Origin of the sequence: Microbacterium sp. BWR-S6Y (genome assembly GCF_041379845.1) — a bacterium.
Taxonomy (GTDB): Bacteria; Actinomycetota; Actinomycetes; order Actinomycetales; family Microbacteriaceae; genus Microbacterium; species Microbacterium hydrothermale.
The window spans coordinates 645,516-662,473 of sequence record NZ_JBFECV010000001.1 but is presented as its reverse complement, the minus strand read 5'-3'; the positions used below and the strand labels follow the sequence as shown (position 1 = coordinate 662,473).

Sequence of the window (16,958 nt, the reverse complement as noted above, 5' to 3'; positions counted from 1 at the left end):
GCGTCAGGCGCGCAGCTTGGCGGTCAGGGTGCGCAGTTGCGCGAGTTCGTCGTCGGTCAAGCGGGCCATGCGGTCGGCGATCGAGCGACCGTGCGCCGCGGCCAGGCGGCGGAACATCACGGCCCCCTCTTCGGTCGCCGTCACGAGCGAACCGCGGCCGTCTTCGGGGTCGGCGCACTTGGTGAGCAGCCCGCGCGCGACCATGCGCTCGACGAGCCGCGAGACACTCGGCTGGCTGATGAGCATGTTGCCGGTCACGTCGCGCAGTCGCGCGGTCATGCGGGGGGCGCGGGTGACGGTGAGGAGCACGTCGTACTCGGCCTGGGTCAGTTCTTCGCCCTCGAAGTCCGATCGGATGTCTTCGAACACTTCGTGCTGTGCGCGGAAGAGGCTCTCCCAGGCCTGCACGGCGAGGCGACGATCGGTCATGTCCTCAGCGTAGAGGGATCGGGATGCCGTGGAGTCGGCGTCGACGCGGGAGCTGTGGACAGAGTAAGGGCCGGTCGGAGAGGCTTCCGACCGGCCCTTGTCCCTGCACCAAGAGTGTCCTGCAATCACATGTCGGTAGCTGCCACAGCAAAACAACTACCGTGCGAGCACTCTATAACGGTGAGGTAACGGAAGGGAAGAGGCGGCCGTTACATTTTCGTGACCGGTTTCGAGGGACCGTCCTGCGGGTTTCGTCCGGCGTCCCTCAACGCCCCCGCACGTGGTTCCACTGCGTGATGACCTCGGTGCCGTGCTCGAACCCGAGTTCGCTGACCGCCGACGTGCCCAGCACGAAGTAGCGGCCGCCCGCGGCGGTCAGTCCCAGCCAGGTTCCCGCGAGGGCGCGCAGGAAGTGTCCGTGCGAGAACAGAAGCACCTGTTCGCCGGCGCGCACCCGCGGGCGCAGTTCCGCGAGCAGCGACTCCGCCCGGACGGTGACCTGGGCGACGGATTCGCCCGGGGTCGCGCCGGCGGGCGTGCCCTCCCAGATCGTCCACGGTCGACCGAGCTGCTCCACGATCTCGGGGGTGGTGAGGCCCTCGTAGGCGCCGTAGTCCCACTCGACGAGTCGCGGGTCGGTCTGCACGTCGGGGTAGCCGGCACGCGAGGCGGTCTCGACGGCGCGCTGGAGGGGGCTCGAGAGGATCAGGTCGTAACGGCGGGTGGCGAGCAGCGTCCCCGCGAGCTCGGCCTTGTAGGCGCCGGTCTCGGTCAGCGGGATGTCGGTCAATCCGGTGTGCCGCCCGCTGCGGCTCCACGCGGTCTCGCCGTGCCGCACCAGCACGATGCGTCCGTCGGGTTCGGTCAGCTCGTCGTCCTTCACGCGTCCATCCTCCCGCCGCGCCGCGGAACCCGGGGACGGGCGCACGAAGAAGGGCCGGTCGGAGGGTGTCCGACCGGCCCTTTCCTGCACCAGAGTGTCCTGCAATCACATGTCGGTAGCTGCCACAGCAAAACAACTACCGTGCCCTCACTCTATAACGGTCAGGTAACGGAGGGGAAGAGGATGCCGCTCGGACATTCGAAATCCATAGGTCGGTTCACGCCCCGGATGCGTCGAGCGCCGCCGTGATGTCGGCGACGAGGTCGTCGGCATCCTCGAGTCCCACCGACAGCCGCAGGTGACCGAGCCGCCGGAACGGTTCGGGGTAGGTCGCGGTGCGGGGGCCGTCAGCGGCCGTGTGCACGATGAGGCTGTCGTCGTGACCGAGGGAGAACCTCGAGGTGATCAACCGTAGCTGCGCCACGAAGCGGTTCTGCAGGTCGGGATCGCCGTCGAGGGCGAAGGCCATCATGCCGCCGTACACGGCCCCGCCGAACTGCCGGCGCGCGAGCTCGTGCTGGGGGTGCGACGGCAGTCCCGGGTACGCGACGAACGCGACGCGCGGGTCGGCCTCGAGCGTCTCGGCGATCCGCTGGGCCGAGGCGAAGTGCTGACGCAGCCGCAGGGGCAGGGTGACCGAACCGCGCTGGATCAGCCACGCGTTGAAGGGCGAGATCACTCCGCCGACGTCGACCATGGCATCCGCCTTGATGGGTTCGATCAGCTCGCTGCGCCCGACCACGGCCCCGCCCATCGCGTCGCCGTGACCGTTGATGTACTTCGTCAGCGAGTGCACGACGAGGTCGGCGCCGTCGTCGAGGGGGCGGTAGAACGGCGGGGGAGTGAAGGTGGAGTCCACCATCAGGACGGCGCCCGCGGCGTGCGCGATCTCGGCGAGCATCGCGATGTCGGCGACCTTCGTGGTGGGGTTCGCGATGGCCTCGACGCACACGAGCCGGGTCTCGGGCCGCATCGCCGCGCGGACGGCATCCAAGTCGGTGACGTCGACGAAGGTGGCTTCGATGCCGTAGCGGCGGGGCAGGAGTTCGGTCCAGAGGCGCCAGGTGGCCTCGTAGACCACGTCGCTGACGACGACGTGATCGCCGACGCGGACGTGGGTGAAGAACACCGCGTGCAGGGCCGCGACCCCGGATGCCAGGACGACGGCCTGTTCGCCGTGATCGAGGGCCGCGAGCTTGCGCTCGAGCGCGAGCTGGTTGACGCCCGTGTTGCGCGTGTACAGGCCCGGTGCGGTGGCCGACCAGCTGATCTCGCTGGGGTCGTCGGGGAGGGCGAAGGAGTTCGACATCACGAGCGGCGTGCGCAGGGCCCGGGTGCTGTCGAGCTCGATGCCGCCGTGGACGGCGAGACTCGCGTCGGACAGGGTGGGGGAGTCGGTGCGGTCGGGGCGGACGCGCCCCGTCGATGGCTCGTCTCGTGCTGCCGTCATCGCGGCCCCCTCTCTCCGGACGCCGCGACGCGCGCGCCGCCTCCAGCGTAGTGACGGCGCCTTTCGCCCCGCCGTCGACTACTGTGACTGCGTCGCCCGGACGCCTCGACGGCTCCGGGCTCGATCATGAAGGCGAGCACCCCCATGAGTCGTCCCCTCGATTCCTCCCTCGACACGTCCGGCTCCGCGGGCGCACCCCGGCGACTGCGCCGCGCCATGGATGCGCGCCACCTCGTCATGATCGCCCTCGGCGGGGTGATCGGCTCGGGCCTGTTCCTCAGCTCGGGCTACACCATCCATCAGGCCGGCCCGCTCGGCGCGGTCCTCGCCTATCTGCTGGGCGCGTTCGTGGTGTGGCTGGTCATGGTCTGCCTCGGAGAGCTCGCGGTGACCTATCCGGTGTCCGGATCGCTTCACATCTACGCGGCGCGCACGATGGGTCCGGCCACGGGGTTCACCACGGCGTGGCTCTACTGGTTGTGCTGGGTGGTCGCCCTGGGGTCGGAGTTCACGGCATCCGGAATCCTCATGCAGCGCTGGTTCCCCACCGTCGACGTGTGGGTGTGGTGCGTGGTGTTCGCGGGCGTCCTGTTCACCCTCAACGCGATCTCGGCCCGCGTTTTCGGCGAGACGGAGTTCTGGTTCGCCCTCATCAAGGTCATCGCGATCGTGGCGCTCATCGTGCTCGGGACGATGGCCATCTTCGGCTTCACCCCGCTGTCGTCGGAGCCGCATCAGGCGGTGGGTCTGAGCAACTTCGTCACCCCCGACGGACTCCTGCCCGCCGGGTTCGGTGGAGTGTTGATCACGTCTCTCGCGGTGTTCTACGCCTTCAGCGGAGCAGAGCTCGTGGGCGTCGCCGCGGGCGAAACGAAGGATCCGGCGCGCAACATCCCGCGCGCCCTGCGCTCGACGGTGCTGCGCCTGCTCGTGCTCTTCGTCGGCTCGATCGTCGTCATCGCCGCCCTCCTGCCCTACGACCAGGCGGGGCTGTCGTCGAGCCCGTTCGTCGACGTCTTCGAGTACGTGGGCGTGCCGTACGCCGCCGACATCATGAATTTCGTCGTCATCACGGCGCTGCTCTCGGTGGGCAACAGCGGCCTGTACTCCTGTGCGCGCATGCTCTTCTCGCTCTCCGAGGAAGGGTACGCCCCGAGGGTCTTCACGAAGCTCACCCGCCGCGGCATCCCGATGGTCGCGCTCCTGGTGAGCCTTGCCATCGGCCTCGTCTCGCTCATCTCCAGCGTCGTCGCGGCCGAGACGGTGTACCTCGTGCTCGTCTCGATCGCCGGATTCGCGGCGGTGGCGGTGTGGATGTCGATCGTCGCCGCGCAGTTCTTCCACCGCCGGCAATACCTCCGATCCGGCGGCGACGTCGCCGACCTCGCGTTCCGCACACCCCTGTACCCGCTCGTCCCGATCCTCGCCTTCGTGCTGCTGACGGCCTCGATCGTCGCGATCGCCTTCGATGAGAACCAGGTCGCGGCGCTGTACTTCGGCATCCCGTTCGTGGGCGCGTGCTACCTGTTCTTCTGGCTCCGGTACGGCCGTCGGGGAACCACCCCGACTCGTCGCGACGAGGAGGCACCCGTCGCCTGACGGGCTGTACACGACGTCCACGTCTACGGTGGTGCCTCGCCAGGGTGGCGGATGCCATCGGGCGCGCGCCCGCAGTACCGTCACTGCACCACGACATGCGGAGGACACATGGACACGGTCGACACCATCGTCGTCGGCGCCGGGATCTCCGGCCTCGCCGCCGCCCGGCTTCTCGCCCGTCACGGGCATCGAGTGGTCGTGCTCGAGGCCCGTGACCGCGTCGGCGGCCGGGTCTTCACCGACCGCAGCGAAGGGCATGTCGCCGACCGGGGGGCGTCGTGGATCCACGGCATCGACGACAGTCCGGTCGCCGAGGCCGCACGCGCCTTCGGAATGCCGATGGTCGAGTTCACCGTCGGGGGCTACCAACCGGACTCGCGTCCCCTGACGTACTTCGATGCCGAGGGTCACCGCCTGGCGCCCGAGGCGGTGCGCCGCTACGCCGACGACATCCGCGCGCTCAACGCGGCCCTGGTGGACGTGATCGCCGAGGCCGCCGACGATGCGACCTACGCCGAGGTCGTCGAGCGGGCGCTCGCCGCGCAGGGCTGGGATGCCGAGCGCGCCGAGCGCGTGCGCGAGTACAACGACCGCCGCGCCCAGGAGCAGTACGGCATCGGCATGGCCGGTCTCGGGGCCCACGGTCTCGACGACGACACCGTCAACGGCGACGAGGTCGTCTTCCCGCGCGGGTACGACGAGCTCGCGACGCGGTTCGCCGAGGGACTCGACGTGCGACTCGAGCACGTGGTCTCCCGCGTGCGGTGGTCGGTCGACGGAGCCGAGGTCGAGACGGACCACGGCACGTTCCACGGGCGGCACGTGGTGGTCACGGTACCGGTGGGGGTTCTGCACGCGGGTGATCTCGAGATCGAGCCCGCCCTCCCCGCGCCGCACGATCGCGCGCTCGGTCTGCTGCGCATGAACGCCTTCGAGAAGGTCGTGCTCCGCTTCGCCGAACGGTTCTGGGAGCCGGACGTCTACGGCATCCGTCAGCTCGGCGACGAGGGGCAGTGGTGGCACTCTTGGTACGACCTCGGGCGCCTGCACGACGAGCCCGCCCTGCTCACCTTCGCCGCGGGTCCCGCCGCCCTCGCGACGCGCGCGTGGAGCGACGACGAGATCGTGGCGTCCACCCTCGCGCAGCTGCGGCGGCTGTACGGCGACGCGGTGCCCGAGCCCGAGAGCGCGGTGGTCACCCGGTGGCAGGACGATCCGTTCTCGCATGGCTCGTATGCCTACATGCTCCCGGGGTCGGTCGGCGCCGACCACGACGACCTCGCCGAGCCGGTCGGCGGGGGCGTGCTGCACATCGCGGGTGAGGCGACGTGGGGCGACGACCCGGCGACGGTCCCCGGCGCGATGCTGTCGGGGCATCGCGCGGCGCAGAACGTGCTCGGTCGAGAGGTCGCGGTCGGCGACCTCTGGGCCTGACGCGACGGAGAGCGCTCAGCGCGGCGCGGGGCCCGTGGCGACGGGGAGCTCGGGGTGGTTCGACCACTGGCTCCACGATCCCGGGTACAGGCGCGGTTCGAAGCCCGCGAGGGTGAGGGCGACGGCCTGGTGCGCCGCGGTCACCCCGGATCCGCAGTAGACGCCGACGCTCATCCCGTCGTCGGCGCCCAGCAGGCGGAACCGCGCGCGCAGGTCGTCGGGCGAGCGGAATCGCCCGTCGGTGCCGACGTTCTCGGTCGTGGGCGCGCTCACGGCTCCCGGCACGTGGCCCGCGCGCGGGTCGATCGGTTCGGTCTCGCCGCGGTAGCGTTCGCCGGCGCGCGCGTCGAGGAGCAGGCCCTCCGCGGCGACGTCGGCGACGTCGTCGAGCTCGAGGACGGGCAGGGCGCCGTAGGCGAGGTCGACCGTTCCGGGCGCGGGGGTCGCGGCATCCCCCTCCTCCTGCGCGAAGCCGGCGTCGACCCAGGCGCGATACGCGCCGTCGAGCAGGCGCACGTCGGTGAGACCGGCGTATCGCAGAAGCCACCAGGCCCGCGCGCTCGCCATGTTGTTCGCGTCGTCGTAGACCACGACGGTGTCGCCCGCGTCGATCCCCCAGCGGCGCGCGGTGTCCTGCAGGTCGTCGACGGAGGGGAGCGGATGCCGCCCCTCGCTCGGCCGGGCGCCGTGCGCGGCGAGGTCGCGGTCGAGGGCGACGTACTGCGCGCCGGGGATGTGGCCCTCGCGGTAGTCCGGTCGCCCGTCGGGGCGGTCGAGCCGCCACCGCACGTCGAGCACGCGCACGGGGCCGCCGTCGGGGTACGCCCCCGCGGCGAGGGCGGCGTTCAGGTCGGCGGCGGTGGTGAGGAGTGATTCCATACGCTCATTCTGACCCCGCGGTCGCCGCCGCGGTCGGTGCGGGGCCCGTGCGGCCGTCGGCGACGCGCGCGCGAGCCCGGTCGTGGCGGGAGGCGATCGGCACCACCGCGGTGGCCTTCGGCAGGCCCATCGCGGGGGTTCCCACGTAGATGGTCTCGGCGCGGTCGACCACGTAGGTCTCGTGCCAGATGCCGACGACCCCCGGGTTCGAGCGCGCCCGGCGGTTGAACCGCGTCCACGCGGGGCGGTGCTCCTGCGTCGGGGCCGAGGCGTAGGCGTAGAGCTTGTCGAGCGACGACCAGTACTGCACGAGGTAGGGCCCGCGCGCGCCGAGCAGCATCGTGAAGCCGAGCAGGCCGGAGTCGGCGTCGATGCTCAGCTCGCGGAGCATCTTCGGCATGTCGCTCATGAGCGGCATCCACTGGTCGACACGCCACCAGCGGTTGACGGTCATGCCGATGTGGAAGACGACGAGCTCGTCGTCCCAGCGGTGGGTCATTCGACCCGGATTGATGGGGGCCATGGCACGTCCTCACTCGATAGTGACACTATCCAGTGTTGGATAGTTTCGCTATCGAGTCAAGGGGGAACGTGCGGATCTCAGAGCTGGCGGCACGCAGCAGCGTCCCCGTCGCGACCATCAAGTACTACCTGCGCGAGGAGCTGCTGCCGGAGGGGGAGCGGTCCTCGCCCACGCAGGCCGCCTACGGCGAAGCCCATGTGCAGCGACTCGGCGTCATCCGTGCCCTCGTCGACGCCGGCGTCGGCATCGCGGGCGTGCGCAAGGTCGTCGCGCTGCTCGAGGAGCCGCCCGAGAACCCCTCCGACCTCCTCGGCGCGGCCCACGCCGCCGTGACGCCGGCGGTCTCGAGCGACCTCGACCTCACCGCGGCGCTCGCCCTCCTGGAGCGCATGGGCGGCTCGGCGGAGCACTGCTTCCCCGACCAGGTCGCCGCGGTCGCGCAGGCCCTGGCGACCCTCGATCGCGCGGGGTTCGCGGTGCCGGACGCCGTCATGGACGCCTACGTCGGGCACCTCGGCGCCCTCGCCGAGGCCGAACTCGCGGCGACCCCCGACTCCTCGATCGAGGATGCCGTGCGGTACGTCGTGCTGGGGACCGCGCTCGTCGAACCCCTCATCCTGGCGCTGCGCCGCGTCGGCGAGCAGATCGCCGCGTCGCGACGCTTCGGGGCGGGCTCGGCCTAGCGGTTCGGGTTCGAGGCGGCGCCGTCGAGCCAGAGCTCGTCGGTCGCGTCGCCGTGCGGACCGGTGGAGCCCACGTGCGCGTCGCTGATCTTCGGTCCCTTCGTGATCACGTGCACCAGCGCCATGCCGTGACCGCGGCCGAGGTCGTGATCGTCCTTCAACCACTGCAGGATCGGGCCGGCCTTCGTGCCGGGCCCGAACCCGCGCTCGTCGGCGAGGGCGATGAATTGGCGCGGCGTGAGTCCGGTCTTGGTCTCGATGTTGTCGAGGTACGCCTGAAACGACATGCCAGGAGGCTAGCGCCGCGCTACGACCGCGTCCACGGCGCGGTCGAGGCGTCCGCCTCGCGCCGCGCGCCCGGGTACGGTCGAAACATGGCCGTCACCCTGCATCGGGCGCCCGTCGCCGGCATCCCCCCGCTCGCTCTCTACCGCATCCTGTGGATGCGCGTGAGCGTGTTCGTCGTGGAACAGCAGGCCGCGTACCCCGAGATCGACGGCCGCGACATCGAGCCGGGCGCGGAGCTGATGTGGGCGAGCGAGGGCGACGACGTGCTCGCCACCCTGCGGGTGCTGCGCGAACCGGCGAACACCCGCATCGGGCGGGTCGCCACCGCCCCGCACGCCCGGGGCCGCGGCATCGCCGCCGACCTCATGCGCGCCGCCGTCGCCCACCTGGATGCCGAGGCGCCGGGCCTTCCGATTCTGCTCGACGCGCAGGAGCACCTCGCCGACTGGTACGGCCGGTTCGGGTTCGTCGTCTCGGGGGTGCCCTTCGCCGAGGACGGGATCCCGCACGTGCCGATGCGGCGCGATCCCGCCGGCGTCGCGTGACGCGCCGCGCCCTGCGGGCCGGCATCCTGGCCCTCGCGTGCACGCTCGTCCTCGCGGGATGCGACCTGAGATTCTCGCTCGGTTTCGGCACCGGTTCCGACGGATCGTTCTCGGGTTCGGAGGTGACCGTGCCCGTGCTCTACGCCAGCGGCAAGAAGGGCGGGGTGACCAATCAGCGCATCACGGCCGACTCCGCCGACGGCGGCGACCTCAGCATCGACATCACCGAGAACGACGTCAGCGGCGTCGACCCGGTCACCCAGTCGGCGACGTGGACGGCCGTGACCGCCGCGACCCTGCTTACCGGCGCCCGCCCCGACACCGCTTACACCTTCGGTTTCGACGCCCGCATCGCCACTCCCGCGGCGGGCGCGGTCACCGCGGTCGGCGTGCTCGCGCTGTACTACGGCACCGAGGTGCAGCCCGGGGTGGCGCTCACCGGACGGGTGACGCCCCTGGGCACGATCGGCCCGGTCGCGGGACTGCCCGAGCAGGTCACGGCGGCGATCGAGGCGGGCGGGATCGACACAATCCTCGTTCCCGCGGGCCAGCGGACGGCGGTGGATGCCGAGGGCACGGCCGTCGATCTCGATCAGCTCGCCGCGACCGGGGGCATGACCGTCACCGAGGTGGCCGACATCGCGAGCGCGTACGCCGTGATGACCGGGGAGGACCTCCCCGAGGCCGCCTTCCCGACGCCTCCGCCGTCGCCGTCCCCCCTGCCCACGGCGGAGGAGGCTCCGGCTGCCCCCGATTCCGTGGCGGTGGCGGTCGACGACGCCCTGGATCGCGCGCGCTCGTCGCTCCTCTCCGCGCCGGAGGGGGCGCTCGCCGATCGGGCGCGGGCCGCGGTCGAGCGCGGCGAACGCCTGCGCGATGCCGGCGACACGGGTGGCGCCTGGGCGGCGGCGTCGACGGCCGCCGACATCGCCGCCGCTGCGGCGGCTCCCGCCCTCTCGCAGGCGGATGCCGCGGCGCTCGCGGTGGACGCCGCCGGCGATGCCGACGCCGTGCTCGCGGCGTCGACCGGAGCACCCTCCACGCTCGATGATGCCGACGGTGCGCTCGCGGCGATCGGTGGGGCGGCCGAGGCCCGCGCCCTCGCCGCGCAGGCGCAGGCGTACCTCGCGACCGACGCCGACCCCTCGCTCGCCTCCGCGGGGCTGACCTCCGCCGCGCTGGCCTCCTCCGCGGCGCGCAACGCCCGGGCGATCGCCGACCTGCGCGGCGAGATCGACGGGACGGGCGCCCTCGCCTCGGATGCCGACCTCGACGGTCTCGCCTCCCTGCTGCGCCGGGCGGCGATCGCGGCGACCGACGCCGTCGACGCGCGGCGCGGTGACACGGCCGTGGCCGCCGACGACCTCGATGGTCTGCGCACGAGCGCGTTCGAGGCCGCGCGCGACGAGCTCGCCGCGCGCGCCGACGAGGGGGGCGAGTGGCTCGCGTTGGGCATCTCGACCGCCGCGTTCACCCGTGGTTCCGCGGCGCTGTCGGCGTTGACCGCGGTGCGGGTGCCCGACGGCGTCGACCCCTCGGATGCCGTCTCGCAGCGCATCGGCATCGCCGACGAGTACACGGTCCGGGCCGTCGACGCGCTCACGGCGACCGGCGCCGAGCTCCCGCTTCTGCGCGGCGCCCTCGCCGACGCGGCGGCGGCCGCGACGGCCGACCCGGCGCCGGGGGCGTCGGGGGTCTTCACCGCGTCCTTCCTGCGGGCGCGCGTCCTCGCCTTCGCCGGGGGCGTGCAGCGCGACTGACGGGCTGGTCGCGGGCGGGTGCCCGGGGGTCGCCGTGCGATCGCCGTGGGCCCGCGGTCGCCCGTCCTCCCGGGGCGCTGGGGGACCGACGTGCGATCGCCGTGGGCCCGCGGTCGCCCGTCCTCCCGGGTGCCGGGGGACCGGCGCGTGATCGGTGCGGACGGCGCGCGCCATCCCCTCGCGTGCCTGTCGCGACGGCATCCTCGGTGGATTCGACATATTTACATAGCTAAGGCTAACCTAACTTCTCCGAGCGGTCGGGGTCCTCCCGCCGCTCGCGCACCGTATCCCGCACTGGAGTGACACCTGATGAGTTCTCGCCTGTCCCGCACCGCCCTCCGGCCCGCCGCGATCGTCTCGCTCGCCGCCGCCCTCGCCCTCACCGGCTGCGCCTCCGGAGCCGCCGCGCCCGCGGACGAGGCCGCGGCCGCGCGCACCGTCACGGTCGACGACAACCACGGATCGATCGAGGTGCCCGTGGCGCCGGAGCGGGTCGTGGCGCTCGACAACACCACCTTCCAGACACTCAGCGACTGGGGAGTCACCCTCGTCGCGGCCCCCAAGCCGCTCATGTACGACCTGTGGCCCTCGCTCTCCGGCGGCGACGAGGTGCTCGACGTCGGCCTGCACCGCGAACCCGACATCGAGGCCGTCGTGGCGAGCGAGCCCGATCTGATCGTCGGCGGCTACCGCTTCCGCGACATCTTTGCGCAGCTGAAGGACATCCAGCCCGCGACCATCGAGACGAGTCCGCGCGACGGCGAGGACCACACCGCCGAGCTGAAGCGCCAGACGGCCATCCTCGGACAGGTCTTCGACAAGAACGACGAGGCGGCGCAGCTCTCCGCCGACCTCGACGCCGCCATCGCCGACGCGAAGAAGGCCTACGACCCGTCGCAGACGGTGATGGGGCTCATCGCCTCCGGCGGCAAGATCGCCTACGCCGCCCCGGGGGAGGGGCGCGGAGTCGGGACGCTCTTCCCGACCCTCGGCCTGACCCCCGCGCTCGACCGCGCCGCCGAAGACGCCTCGCACGGCGACGACATCAGCGTCGAGGCGATCGCCGCGGCGAACCCCGAGTGGCTCTTCGTCCTCGACCGGGACGCGATGTTCGGCGAGGACGGATACGTCGCGGCCCGGGAACTCGTCGAGAGCTCGGAGGCGCTGAAGAACGTCCCCGCGGTGCAGAAGAACCAGATCGTCTACCTCGACGGGAGCTTCTACCTCGACGAGGGCATCCAGGCCTACACGAAGCTGTACCGCTCCGCCGCCGAGGCTTTCGCCTCCTGACCGCTGTCCGCCCTCGCTCGCGTGAGGGGTCGAGGAACACCGTCGAGCCGCTTCCGGCGACGCGGACGACCCCTCCCGCGGGCGCGGTCCCGACAGGGATGGATGCCATGCTTCAGACCGCCCTCCGCCCACGCGCGCGACTCGCGCTGCCCGCCGCGGCAGCCGGTGTCGCCGCCCTCGTCCTCCTCTCGCTCTTCGTCGGCGCCTATGACCTGACCGCCGACGCCTTCGGGGCCGAGATGTTCGCCATCTCGCGCGTCCCCCGCACGACCGCCCTCGTCCTCGCCGGCTGCGCGATGGCCGTCTCGGGTCTGATCATGCAGCTGCTCACCCAGAACCGGTTCGTCGAACCCTCGACGACGGGCACCTCCGAGTGGGCGGCTCTGGGCCTGCTGCTGACGGTGCTGCTCGTCCCCTCGGCGCCCCTGTGGGTGCGCATGGTCGCGGCATCCGTCGCCGCCTTCGCGGGCACGATGGTGTTCCTCGGCATCCTGCGGCGCATCTCGCTGCGCTCGTCTCTCGTCGTCCCGCTCATCGGCATCATGCTCGGATCCGTCGTGTCGGCGTTCACGACCTACCTCGCCGTGTCGACCAACTCGCTGCAGATGCTGGGCACGTGGTTCATGGGCAGCTTCACCTCGATCGTCCGCGGCCGGTTCGAGGTGCTCTGGATCGTCGCGATCGTCGTGCTGCTCGTCTTCGTCTACGCCGACCGCATCACGGTCGCCGGTCTCGGTCGCGACATCGCCACCGCGGTGGGCGTGGACCACGCGCGCGTGCTGCTGGTCGGCACCGCCCTCGTCGCGGTGGCCACCGGGGTCACCACCGTCGTCGTGGGGTTCCTGCCCTTCCTGGGTCTCGTCGTCCCCAACCTCGTCTCGATGTGGCGGGGCGACGACGCGCGGTCGAATCTCCCCTGGGTGTGCCTCGGGGGCGTCGCGATCGTCGTGGCCTGCGACATCCTGGGTCGTGTCGTGCGGATGCCGTTCGAGGTGCCCGTGTCGATGATCCTCGGCGTCGTGGGCTCCGTCGTCTTCATCGCCCTGCTGTTGCGGATGCGGCCCCGTGGCTGAGGTGCTCGCCGCCACCGTCGTCGCGGCGCCCGCTCGACGCCCCCGGATCGCCTGGCGTTTCGGCATCCTGGCCCTCGTGGTCGTCGTCGCCGCGATCGGCGTGCTGACGTGGGACGTTCCCGGGGCGCCCGGCTCCCGCGGCTTCTGGATCGCCGTCGACCTGCGGATCGTGAGCGTCGCCACGATCGCCCTCGTCGCGTGCTGTCAGGCGGTGGCCACGGTGCTGTTCCACACGGCGACGGCGAATCGCATCCTGACGCCCTCGATCATGGGGTTCGACGCCCTGTACGTCGTCATGCAGACGGCCCTGGTGTTCTTCTTCGGCAGCGCGGCCCTGTCGGCCACCGACGGTCTGGCGAAGGTGATCGTGCAGAGCGTGCTCATGGTCGGCTTCGCGACGCTGCTGTACGGGTGGCTGTTCGCCGGGCGCCGCGGCAACCTGCACGTCATGCTGCTGGTCGGAGTCGTCCTCGGCGTCGGCTTCGGATCGCTGTCGACGGTGATGCAGCGCCTTCTCACCCCCAGCGACTTCGACATCCTCTCGGCCCGGCTCTTCGGCAATCTGTCGAACTCGGATGCCGAGTACCTCCCCTGGGGTGCGCTCGTGGTCGCCGCGGTGCTCGCGGTCGTCTGGCGGCGCCGTCACCGCCTCGACGTGATCGCGCTCGGGCGCGAGACCGCGCTGAACCTCGGGGTGGCGTACCGACGCGAGGTGGTCGGCATCCTGGTGCTCGTCGCGGTGCTCATCTCGGTGTCGACCACGATGGTGGGGCCGATGACCTTCTTCGGGTTCCTCGTCGCCACCCTCGCGTACCAGCTCGCCGGTTCGTCGCAGCACCGCGTGGTGCTGCCGTTCGCCGCTCTCCTGGGTGCGGCGACGCTGCTGGGGGGCTATTTCGTGCTGCGGCACGTGTTCTATGCCGCGGGCATGCTCTCGATCATCATCGAGTTCGTCGGCGGTCTGTTCTTCCTCATCTTCCTGCTGCGAAAGGGAAGCCTGTGATCTCGCTCTCCGACATCACGATGACCTACGGCGACCAGACCGTGCTCGGTCCGGTCTCGCTCGACATCCCCGCCGGGGGAGTCACCGCGCTGGTGGGACCGAACGGCGCCGGCAAGTCGACACTGCTGACGATCGTGGGTCGTCTCACCGCCCCGACGAGTGGACGGGCGCGCGTCGGCGGTCACGATGTCGCCACGACGCCCGGCCGCACGCTCGCGCGCGTCGTGTCGATCCTTCGTCAGGAGAACCACTTCGTCACGCGTCTCACGGTGCGCGAGCTCGTCGGGTTCGGGCGCTTCCCGCACTCGCAGGGGCGGCTCACCGCCGCCGATCACGCGAAGATCGACGAGGCGATCGCCTTCCTCGACCTCACCGCTCTCGCGGGCCGCTACCTCGACCAGCTCTCCGGCGGGCAGCGCCAGCGGGCGTACGTGGCGATGGTGCTCGCACAGGACACCGACTGCATCCTGCTCGACGAGCCGCTGAACAACCTCGACATGAAGCACGCCGTCGCCATGATGGGGCAGCTGCGCCGCGCCGCCGACGAGCTGGGCAAGACGATCGTCATCGTGGTGCACGACATCAACTTCGCGGCCGCCTACGCCGACCGCATCGTGGCCCTCGCCGACGGGCGCGTCGTGCATGTCGGTCCGCCCGCGGAGCTGATGACGCCCGAGATCCTCGAGCGCGTGTTCGGCACCCCGGTCGAGGTGCGCCGCGACGGTCCGTACCCCCTCGCGGTGTACTACCGGTGACGCGTCAGAGCTGGATGCCGTTGTCGGGATCGTTCACACCGACGTTGCGGCCGCGGCTGGACTCGTAGGCGATGAGCCACCCCACCGACACCGTCGCCGCGATGACCAGGCCCAGCCAGACGTTCTGCCAGACGAGCCCGAAGAGGATGCCGAGACCCAGCAGCAGAACGCTGCCCAACACCCAGTGCGTCCGTCCGCGCGGCCAGCCCGTCCCCGATTGCGTCATGGGCCCACCCTACGGGGGCGCGGGCGGCCGGCGTCTCGCGGACGGGGGCCCCGCGGAACCGGCGGTCCCGCTCACCGGTCGCGGTGGTCCTCCGGGTGCAGCCGGGGGCCGCGCCGGGGCTCGAGGCCCGAACCGGCGTAGATCAGACGGATGACGCGCTGCCGGTGCCCGACGAACGGCTCGAGCAGTTCGAGCATCCCGTCGTCGTCGGTGCGGTGGCCGGTGAGGGCGAAGCCCACCTGATGGGCGAGATGGTAATCGCCCACGCTCACAGCATCCGGATCTCCGAAAGCGCGGATGCGGGTCTCGGCGCTCGTCCAGATGCCGACCCCGCGCAGGCTGATGAAGACGCGGTCGCGGGCCTCGCCGTCGGCGGCGGCGGTCGCGGCGCGGACGATCGCGGAGCCTCGACGGGCCGACTCGACGATGGTGCGGGACTGCGGAGGCTCGAGGCCCGCGCGATGCCAGGCCCACGACGGCACATGCCGCCAGCCCTCCACGTCGGGCGGGGCGAACATCGGTCGCGGGGTGGGGCCGGGAGCGCGTTCGCCGTACCAGGTCACGATGCTGCGCCAGGCCGAGAACGCCTGCATGCTCGTCACCTTCTGCTCCATGATCGCGCTCACGAGGGCGTCGAACATGAGGTCGGTGCGGCCGATGCGCAGATCGGGGTGGCGGCGGTGCCACTCGGCGACGGAGGGATGCCGCGACGCGTCGAAGCCCTCGGGATCGTCGTGCGCGCCGCACAGCGCCGGCAGCTGGTCGAGGGCCCAGGTCGCCCCCGGCCCCCATGCCGCGGCCCGAACGCTCCCGTCGGCGCGCTGACGCACGGCGAGCGTCGCCACGCCGAGCGGGGTGCGGCTGACCCGCCAGACGACCCCGCCGCTCGACAGTGGAGCGGTCGCGACGTAGGTGGGGTCGTTGACGCCGTGGCGCTGCGCGGAGATCGCACGGCCCACGTCGACCACGGAGGACGGGCGGTACTCGGTCTCGACGGGAGGCGGTGTCGGGGCGCCGAGGTCGCGCGGGGGTCGCGGCGTGCGCACCCCGGTCGATCTCATGCCGACACCCTACGACGCATCGCCGACATCGCGGCATCCGTCGGTCGGTCCGCGCCCTCGGCGGCCCGTCGGAACGGGTGTCGCACTCGCGGGAGCCCGGCGAGGGCGAGCCCTCAGAAGCGGTCGGGCGAGGGGGTGCCGTGTCCGTAGCGGATCGAGACGTCGGCGTGACGGTCGAAGCGGTAGCCGACGCCGCGTACCGTGCGCACGATGTCTTCGTAGACGCCGAGCTTGGCGCGCAGGCGACGCACGTGCACGTCGATCGTGCGCTCGCCGGGGGCGTCTTCGTCGGTCGAGCCCTCCCACAGCGAGGCGACCAGCTCGGTGCGCTCGATCGTGCGTCCCTCCCGGAGAACGAGGTACTGCAGCAGCTCGAACTCCTTGAAGGTGAACGCCGCCGACTCCCCGTCGATCAGCACGCGCTTGCGCGAGATGTCGACGACCACACCGCCGGGTGCCCGATCCTCTTCGGCGGGCTCGTCCTTCGTGCGGGCCACGGCCGACGGCTCGTGCAGGGCCAGGCGCACCACGTCGACGTCACGTCCGCCGGAGCCGACGGGGGCGAGCGCGACGGTGGCGTACGTCTCCGCCGCGGGGGCGAGCTCGCCGAGCGTGCGGCGCAGGGCCTCGACGAGGGTGCCGAGGCTCACGCCGGCGGCGGCGGCCTTGGCCTCGTCGATGCCGACGTAGAGCGCGAAGCCGCGGGGGGCGGTGGCGGATGCCGCGCGGGGGGCGTCGGCGGCCGGGGCGGCGGGAGCGGCGCCCGGCGCGGGGCGTGCCGCGGCGGGGCGGGGGGTCGCGGGAACGGTCACGCGCGGGGCCTGGGCGCGGACGGGGGAAGCGGTCTGGGGGCGGTCGAGAACAGCGGAGATCGACATGAGGAGAAGTCCTTGCGTGGGTGAACCCGGGCGTCGGTCGAGAGCGGGGTTCGACGGGAGGTGAGGGCCGAATGGCCGGAGCGCGGTGCCGGAGGGCGCGTGATCGACGCGCGGCTCGGGCGACCGGGGGACGAGGTCGGCATGCAGAAGCGCGAGGTCGTCCGGGCGAGGGGTCGCTGTTAGCGGCACATTCGACAAC

The 16,958-nt window shown here is 71.9% G+C and carries 18 protein-coding genes; 9 read left to right on the top strand and 9 right to left on the bottom strand.

The genetic code is table 11. The features are described 5' to 3' along the window. Positions 1-3: 3 nt before the first annotated feature. The 3 genes from AB1K56_RS03190 to AB1K56_RS03180 all read right to left on the bottom strand — a co-directional run bounded on the left by AB1K56_RS03190 (position 4) and on the right by AB1K56_RS03180 (position 2,762). Positions 4-429: a MarR family winged helix-turn-helix transcriptional regulator gene (locus AB1K56_RS03190; protein ID WP_371204513.1), complete on the bottom strand. Its 426-nt coding sequence runs from the start codon at positions 427-429 to the stop codon at positions 4-6. A 265-nt stretch (positions 430-694) separates the two neighbouring features. After that, on the bottom strand, positions 695-1,312 hold the full coding sequence (locus AB1K56_RS03185) for a histidine phosphatase family protein (RefSeq protein WP_371204512.1): 618 nt from the start codon (positions 1,310-1,312) through the stop codon (positions 695-697). A 217-nt stretch (positions 1,313-1,529) separates the two neighbouring features. After that, positions 1,530-2,762 (bottom strand): PLP-dependent aspartate aminotransferase family protein, encoded by a 1,233-nt coding sequence (locus AB1K56_RS03180; RefSeq protein WP_371204511.1) that lies wholly within the window; start codon positions 2,760-2,762, stop codon positions 1,530-1,532. Positions 2,763-2,906: 144 nt separating this feature from the next. Here AB1K56_RS03180 and AB1K56_RS03175 point away from each other — a divergent pair, with 144 nt between their 5' ends. Both AB1K56_RS03175 and AB1K56_RS03170 read left to right on the top strand, forming a co-directional pair. Next, the gene (locus tag AB1K56_RS03175; protein WP_371204510.1) at positions 2,907-4,361 is read left to right on the top strand and encodes an amino acid permease; all 1,455 of its coding nucleotides are present in this window, start codon (positions 2,907-2,909) and stop codon (positions 4,359-4,361) included. Positions 4,362-4,469: 108 nt separating this feature from the next. Next, positions 4,470-5,795, top strand: coding sequence for a flavin monoamine oxidase family protein (locus AB1K56_RS03170; protein ID WP_371204509.1), 1,326 nt, complete (start codon positions 4,470-4,472; stop codon positions 5,793-5,795). Positions 5,796-5,810: 15 nt separating this feature from the next. Here the strand turns inward: AB1K56_RS03170 and AB1K56_RS03165 are convergent, their stop codons facing one another. After that, positions 5,811-6,674 (bottom strand): sulfurtransferase, encoded by an 864-nt coding sequence (locus AB1K56_RS03165; RefSeq protein WP_371204508.1) that lies wholly within the window; start codon positions 6,672-6,674, stop codon positions 5,811-5,813. A gap of 4 nt (positions 6,675-6,678) precedes the next feature. Continuing rightward, positions 6,679-7,197, bottom strand: a complete 519-nt coding sequence (locus tag AB1K56_RS03160; protein ID WP_371204507.1) for a DUF4188 domain-containing protein — start codon at positions 7,195-7,197, stop codon at positions 6,679-6,681. Between the two features lie 68 nt (positions 7,198-7,265). On the opposite strand from AB1K56_RS03160, the gene AB1K56_RS03155 reads away from it, so the two are divergent. Beyond that, the gene (locus AB1K56_RS03155; RefSeq protein WP_371204506.1) at positions 7,266-7,880 is read left to right on the top strand and encodes a MerR family transcriptional regulator; all 615 of its coding nucleotides are present in this window, start codon (positions 7,266-7,268) and stop codon (positions 7,878-7,880) included. Here AB1K56_RS03155 and AB1K56_RS03150 read toward each other — a convergent pair. Next, the gene (locus AB1K56_RS03150; protein WP_371204505.1) at positions 7,877-8,167 is read right to left on the bottom strand and encodes a DUF4287 domain-containing protein; all 291 of its coding nucleotides are present in this window, start codon (positions 8,165-8,167) and stop codon (positions 7,877-7,879) included. The two genes, AB1K56_RS03155 and AB1K56_RS03150, sit on opposite strands and share 4 nt — an antisense overlap. 87 nt (positions 8,168-8,254) lie before the next feature. Between AB1K56_RS03150 and AB1K56_RS03145 the strand changes: the two genes are divergently transcribed. The 6 genes from AB1K56_RS03145 to AB1K56_RS03120 all read left to right on the top strand — a co-directional run bounded on the left by AB1K56_RS03145 (position 8,255) and on the right by AB1K56_RS03120 (position 14,594). After that, positions 8,255-8,713, top strand: coding sequence for a GNAT family N-acetyltransferase (locus AB1K56_RS03145; RefSeq protein WP_371204504.1), 459 nt, complete (start codon positions 8,255-8,257; stop codon positions 8,711-8,713). After that, positions 8,710-10,473 carry a S16 family serine protease gene (locus AB1K56_RS03140; RefSeq protein WP_371204503.1) on the top strand — a complete coding sequence of 588 codons (1,764 nt, stop codon included), beginning with the start codon at positions 8,710-8,712 and terminating at the stop codon, positions 10,471-10,473. Before AB1K56_RS03145 ends, AB1K56_RS03140 begins: the two co-directional genes overlap by 4 nt. A gap of 309 nt (positions 10,474-10,782) precedes the next feature. Then, entirely contained in the window at positions 10,783-11,763 is a 981-nt protein-coding gene (locus tag AB1K56_RS03135; protein WP_371204502.1) for a siderophore ABC transporter substrate-binding protein, read from the top strand. Between the two features lie 107 nt (positions 11,764-11,870). Beyond that, positions 11,871-12,836 (top strand): ABC transporter permease, encoded by a 966-nt coding sequence (locus tag AB1K56_RS03130; RefSeq protein WP_371204501.1) that lies wholly within the window; start codon positions 11,871-11,873, stop codon positions 12,834-12,836. Continuing rightward, positions 12,829-13,839, top strand: coding sequence for an iron chelate uptake ABC transporter family permease subunit (locus tag AB1K56_RS03125; protein ID WP_371204500.1), 1,011 nt, complete (start codon positions 12,829-12,831; stop codon positions 13,837-13,839). The genes AB1K56_RS03130 and AB1K56_RS03125 overlap by 8 nt, the downstream gene beginning before the upstream one ends. Next, positions 13,836-14,594: an ABC transporter ATP-binding protein gene (locus tag AB1K56_RS03120; protein ID WP_136587538.1), complete on the top strand. Its 759-nt coding sequence runs from the start codon at positions 13,836-13,838 to the stop codon at positions 14,592-14,594. The genes AB1K56_RS03125 and AB1K56_RS03120 overlap by 4 nt, the downstream gene beginning before the upstream one ends. 4 nt (positions 14,595-14,598) lie before the next feature. Here the strand turns inward: AB1K56_RS03120 and AB1K56_RS03115 are convergent, their stop codons facing one another. From AB1K56_RS03115 to AB1K56_RS03105, 3 genes are all read right to left on the bottom strand, one after another. Continuing rightward, positions 14,599-14,820, bottom strand: a complete 222-nt coding sequence (locus AB1K56_RS03115) for a hypothetical protein (RefSeq protein ID WP_371204499.1) — start codon at positions 14,818-14,820, stop codon at positions 14,599-14,601. Positions 14,821-14,891: 71 nt separating this feature from the next. After that, positions 14,892-15,881 carry a DNA-3-methyladenine glycosylase gene (locus AB1K56_RS03110; RefSeq protein ID WP_371204498.1) on the bottom strand — a complete coding sequence of 330 codons (990 nt, stop codon included), beginning with the start codon at positions 15,879-15,881 and terminating at the stop codon, positions 14,892-14,894. A gap of 113 nt (positions 15,882-15,994) precedes the next feature. Further along, positions 15,995-16,759: a winged helix-turn-helix domain-containing protein gene (locus tag AB1K56_RS03105; protein WP_371204497.1), complete on the bottom strand. Its 765-nt coding sequence runs from the start codon at positions 16,757-16,759 to the stop codon at positions 15,995-15,997. Positions 16,760-16,958: the final 199 nt, after the last annotated feature.

Excerpts from the sequence above, each read along its gene's own strand:
- AB1K56_RS03130 (WP_371204501.1), top strand. The coding sequence starts at position 11,871 with ATGCTTCAGACCGCCCTCCGCCCACGCGCGCGACTCGCGCTGCCCGCC.
- AB1K56_RS03160 (WP_371204507.1), bottom strand. The coding sequence starts at position 7,197 with ATGGCCCCCATCAATCCGGGTCGAATGACCCACCGCTGGGACGACGAG.
- AB1K56_RS03145 (WP_371204504.1), top strand. The coding sequence starts at position 8,255 with ATGGCCGTCACCCTGCATCGGGCGCCCGTCGCCGGCATCCCCCCGCTC.
- AB1K56_RS03165 (WP_371204508.1), bottom strand. The coding sequence starts at position 6,674 with ATGGAATCACTCCTCACCACCGCCGCCGACCTGAACGCCGCCCTCGCC.
- AB1K56_RS03105 (WP_371204497.1), bottom strand. The coding sequence starts at position 16,759 with ATGTCGATCTCCGCTGTTCTCGACCGCCCCCAGACCGCTTCCCCCGTC.
- AB1K56_RS03115 (WP_371204499.1), bottom strand. The coding sequence starts at position 14,820 with ATGACGCAATCGGGGACGGGCTGGCCGCGCGGACGGACGCACTGGGTG.
- AB1K56_RS03110 (WP_371204498.1), bottom strand. The coding sequence starts at position 15,881 with ATGAGATCGACCGGGGTGCGCACGCCGCGACCCCCGCGCGACCTCGGC.
- AB1K56_RS03180 (WP_371204511.1), bottom strand. The coding sequence starts at position 2,762 with ATGACGGCAGCACGAGACGAGCCATCGACGGGGCGCGTCCGCCCCGAC.
- AB1K56_RS03190 (WP_371204513.1), bottom strand. The coding sequence starts at position 429 with ATGACCGATCGTCGCCTCGCCGTGCAGGCCTGGGAGAGCCTCTTCCGC.
- AB1K56_RS03135 (WP_371204502.1), top strand. The coding sequence starts at position 10,783 with ATGAGTTCTCGCCTGTCCCGCACCGCCCTCCGGCCCGCCGCGATCGTC.
- AB1K56_RS03170 (WP_371204509.1), top strand. The coding sequence starts at position 4,470 with ATGGACACGGTCGACACCATCGTCGTCGGCGCCGGGATCTCCGGCCTC.
- AB1K56_RS03150 (WP_371204505.1), bottom strand. The coding sequence starts at position 8,167 with ATGTCGTTTCAGGCGTACCTCGACAACATCGAGACCAAGACCGGACTC.
- AB1K56_RS03175 (WP_371204510.1), top strand. The coding sequence starts at position 2,907 with ATGAGTCGTCCCCTCGATTCCTCCCTCGACACGTCCGGCTCCGCGGGC.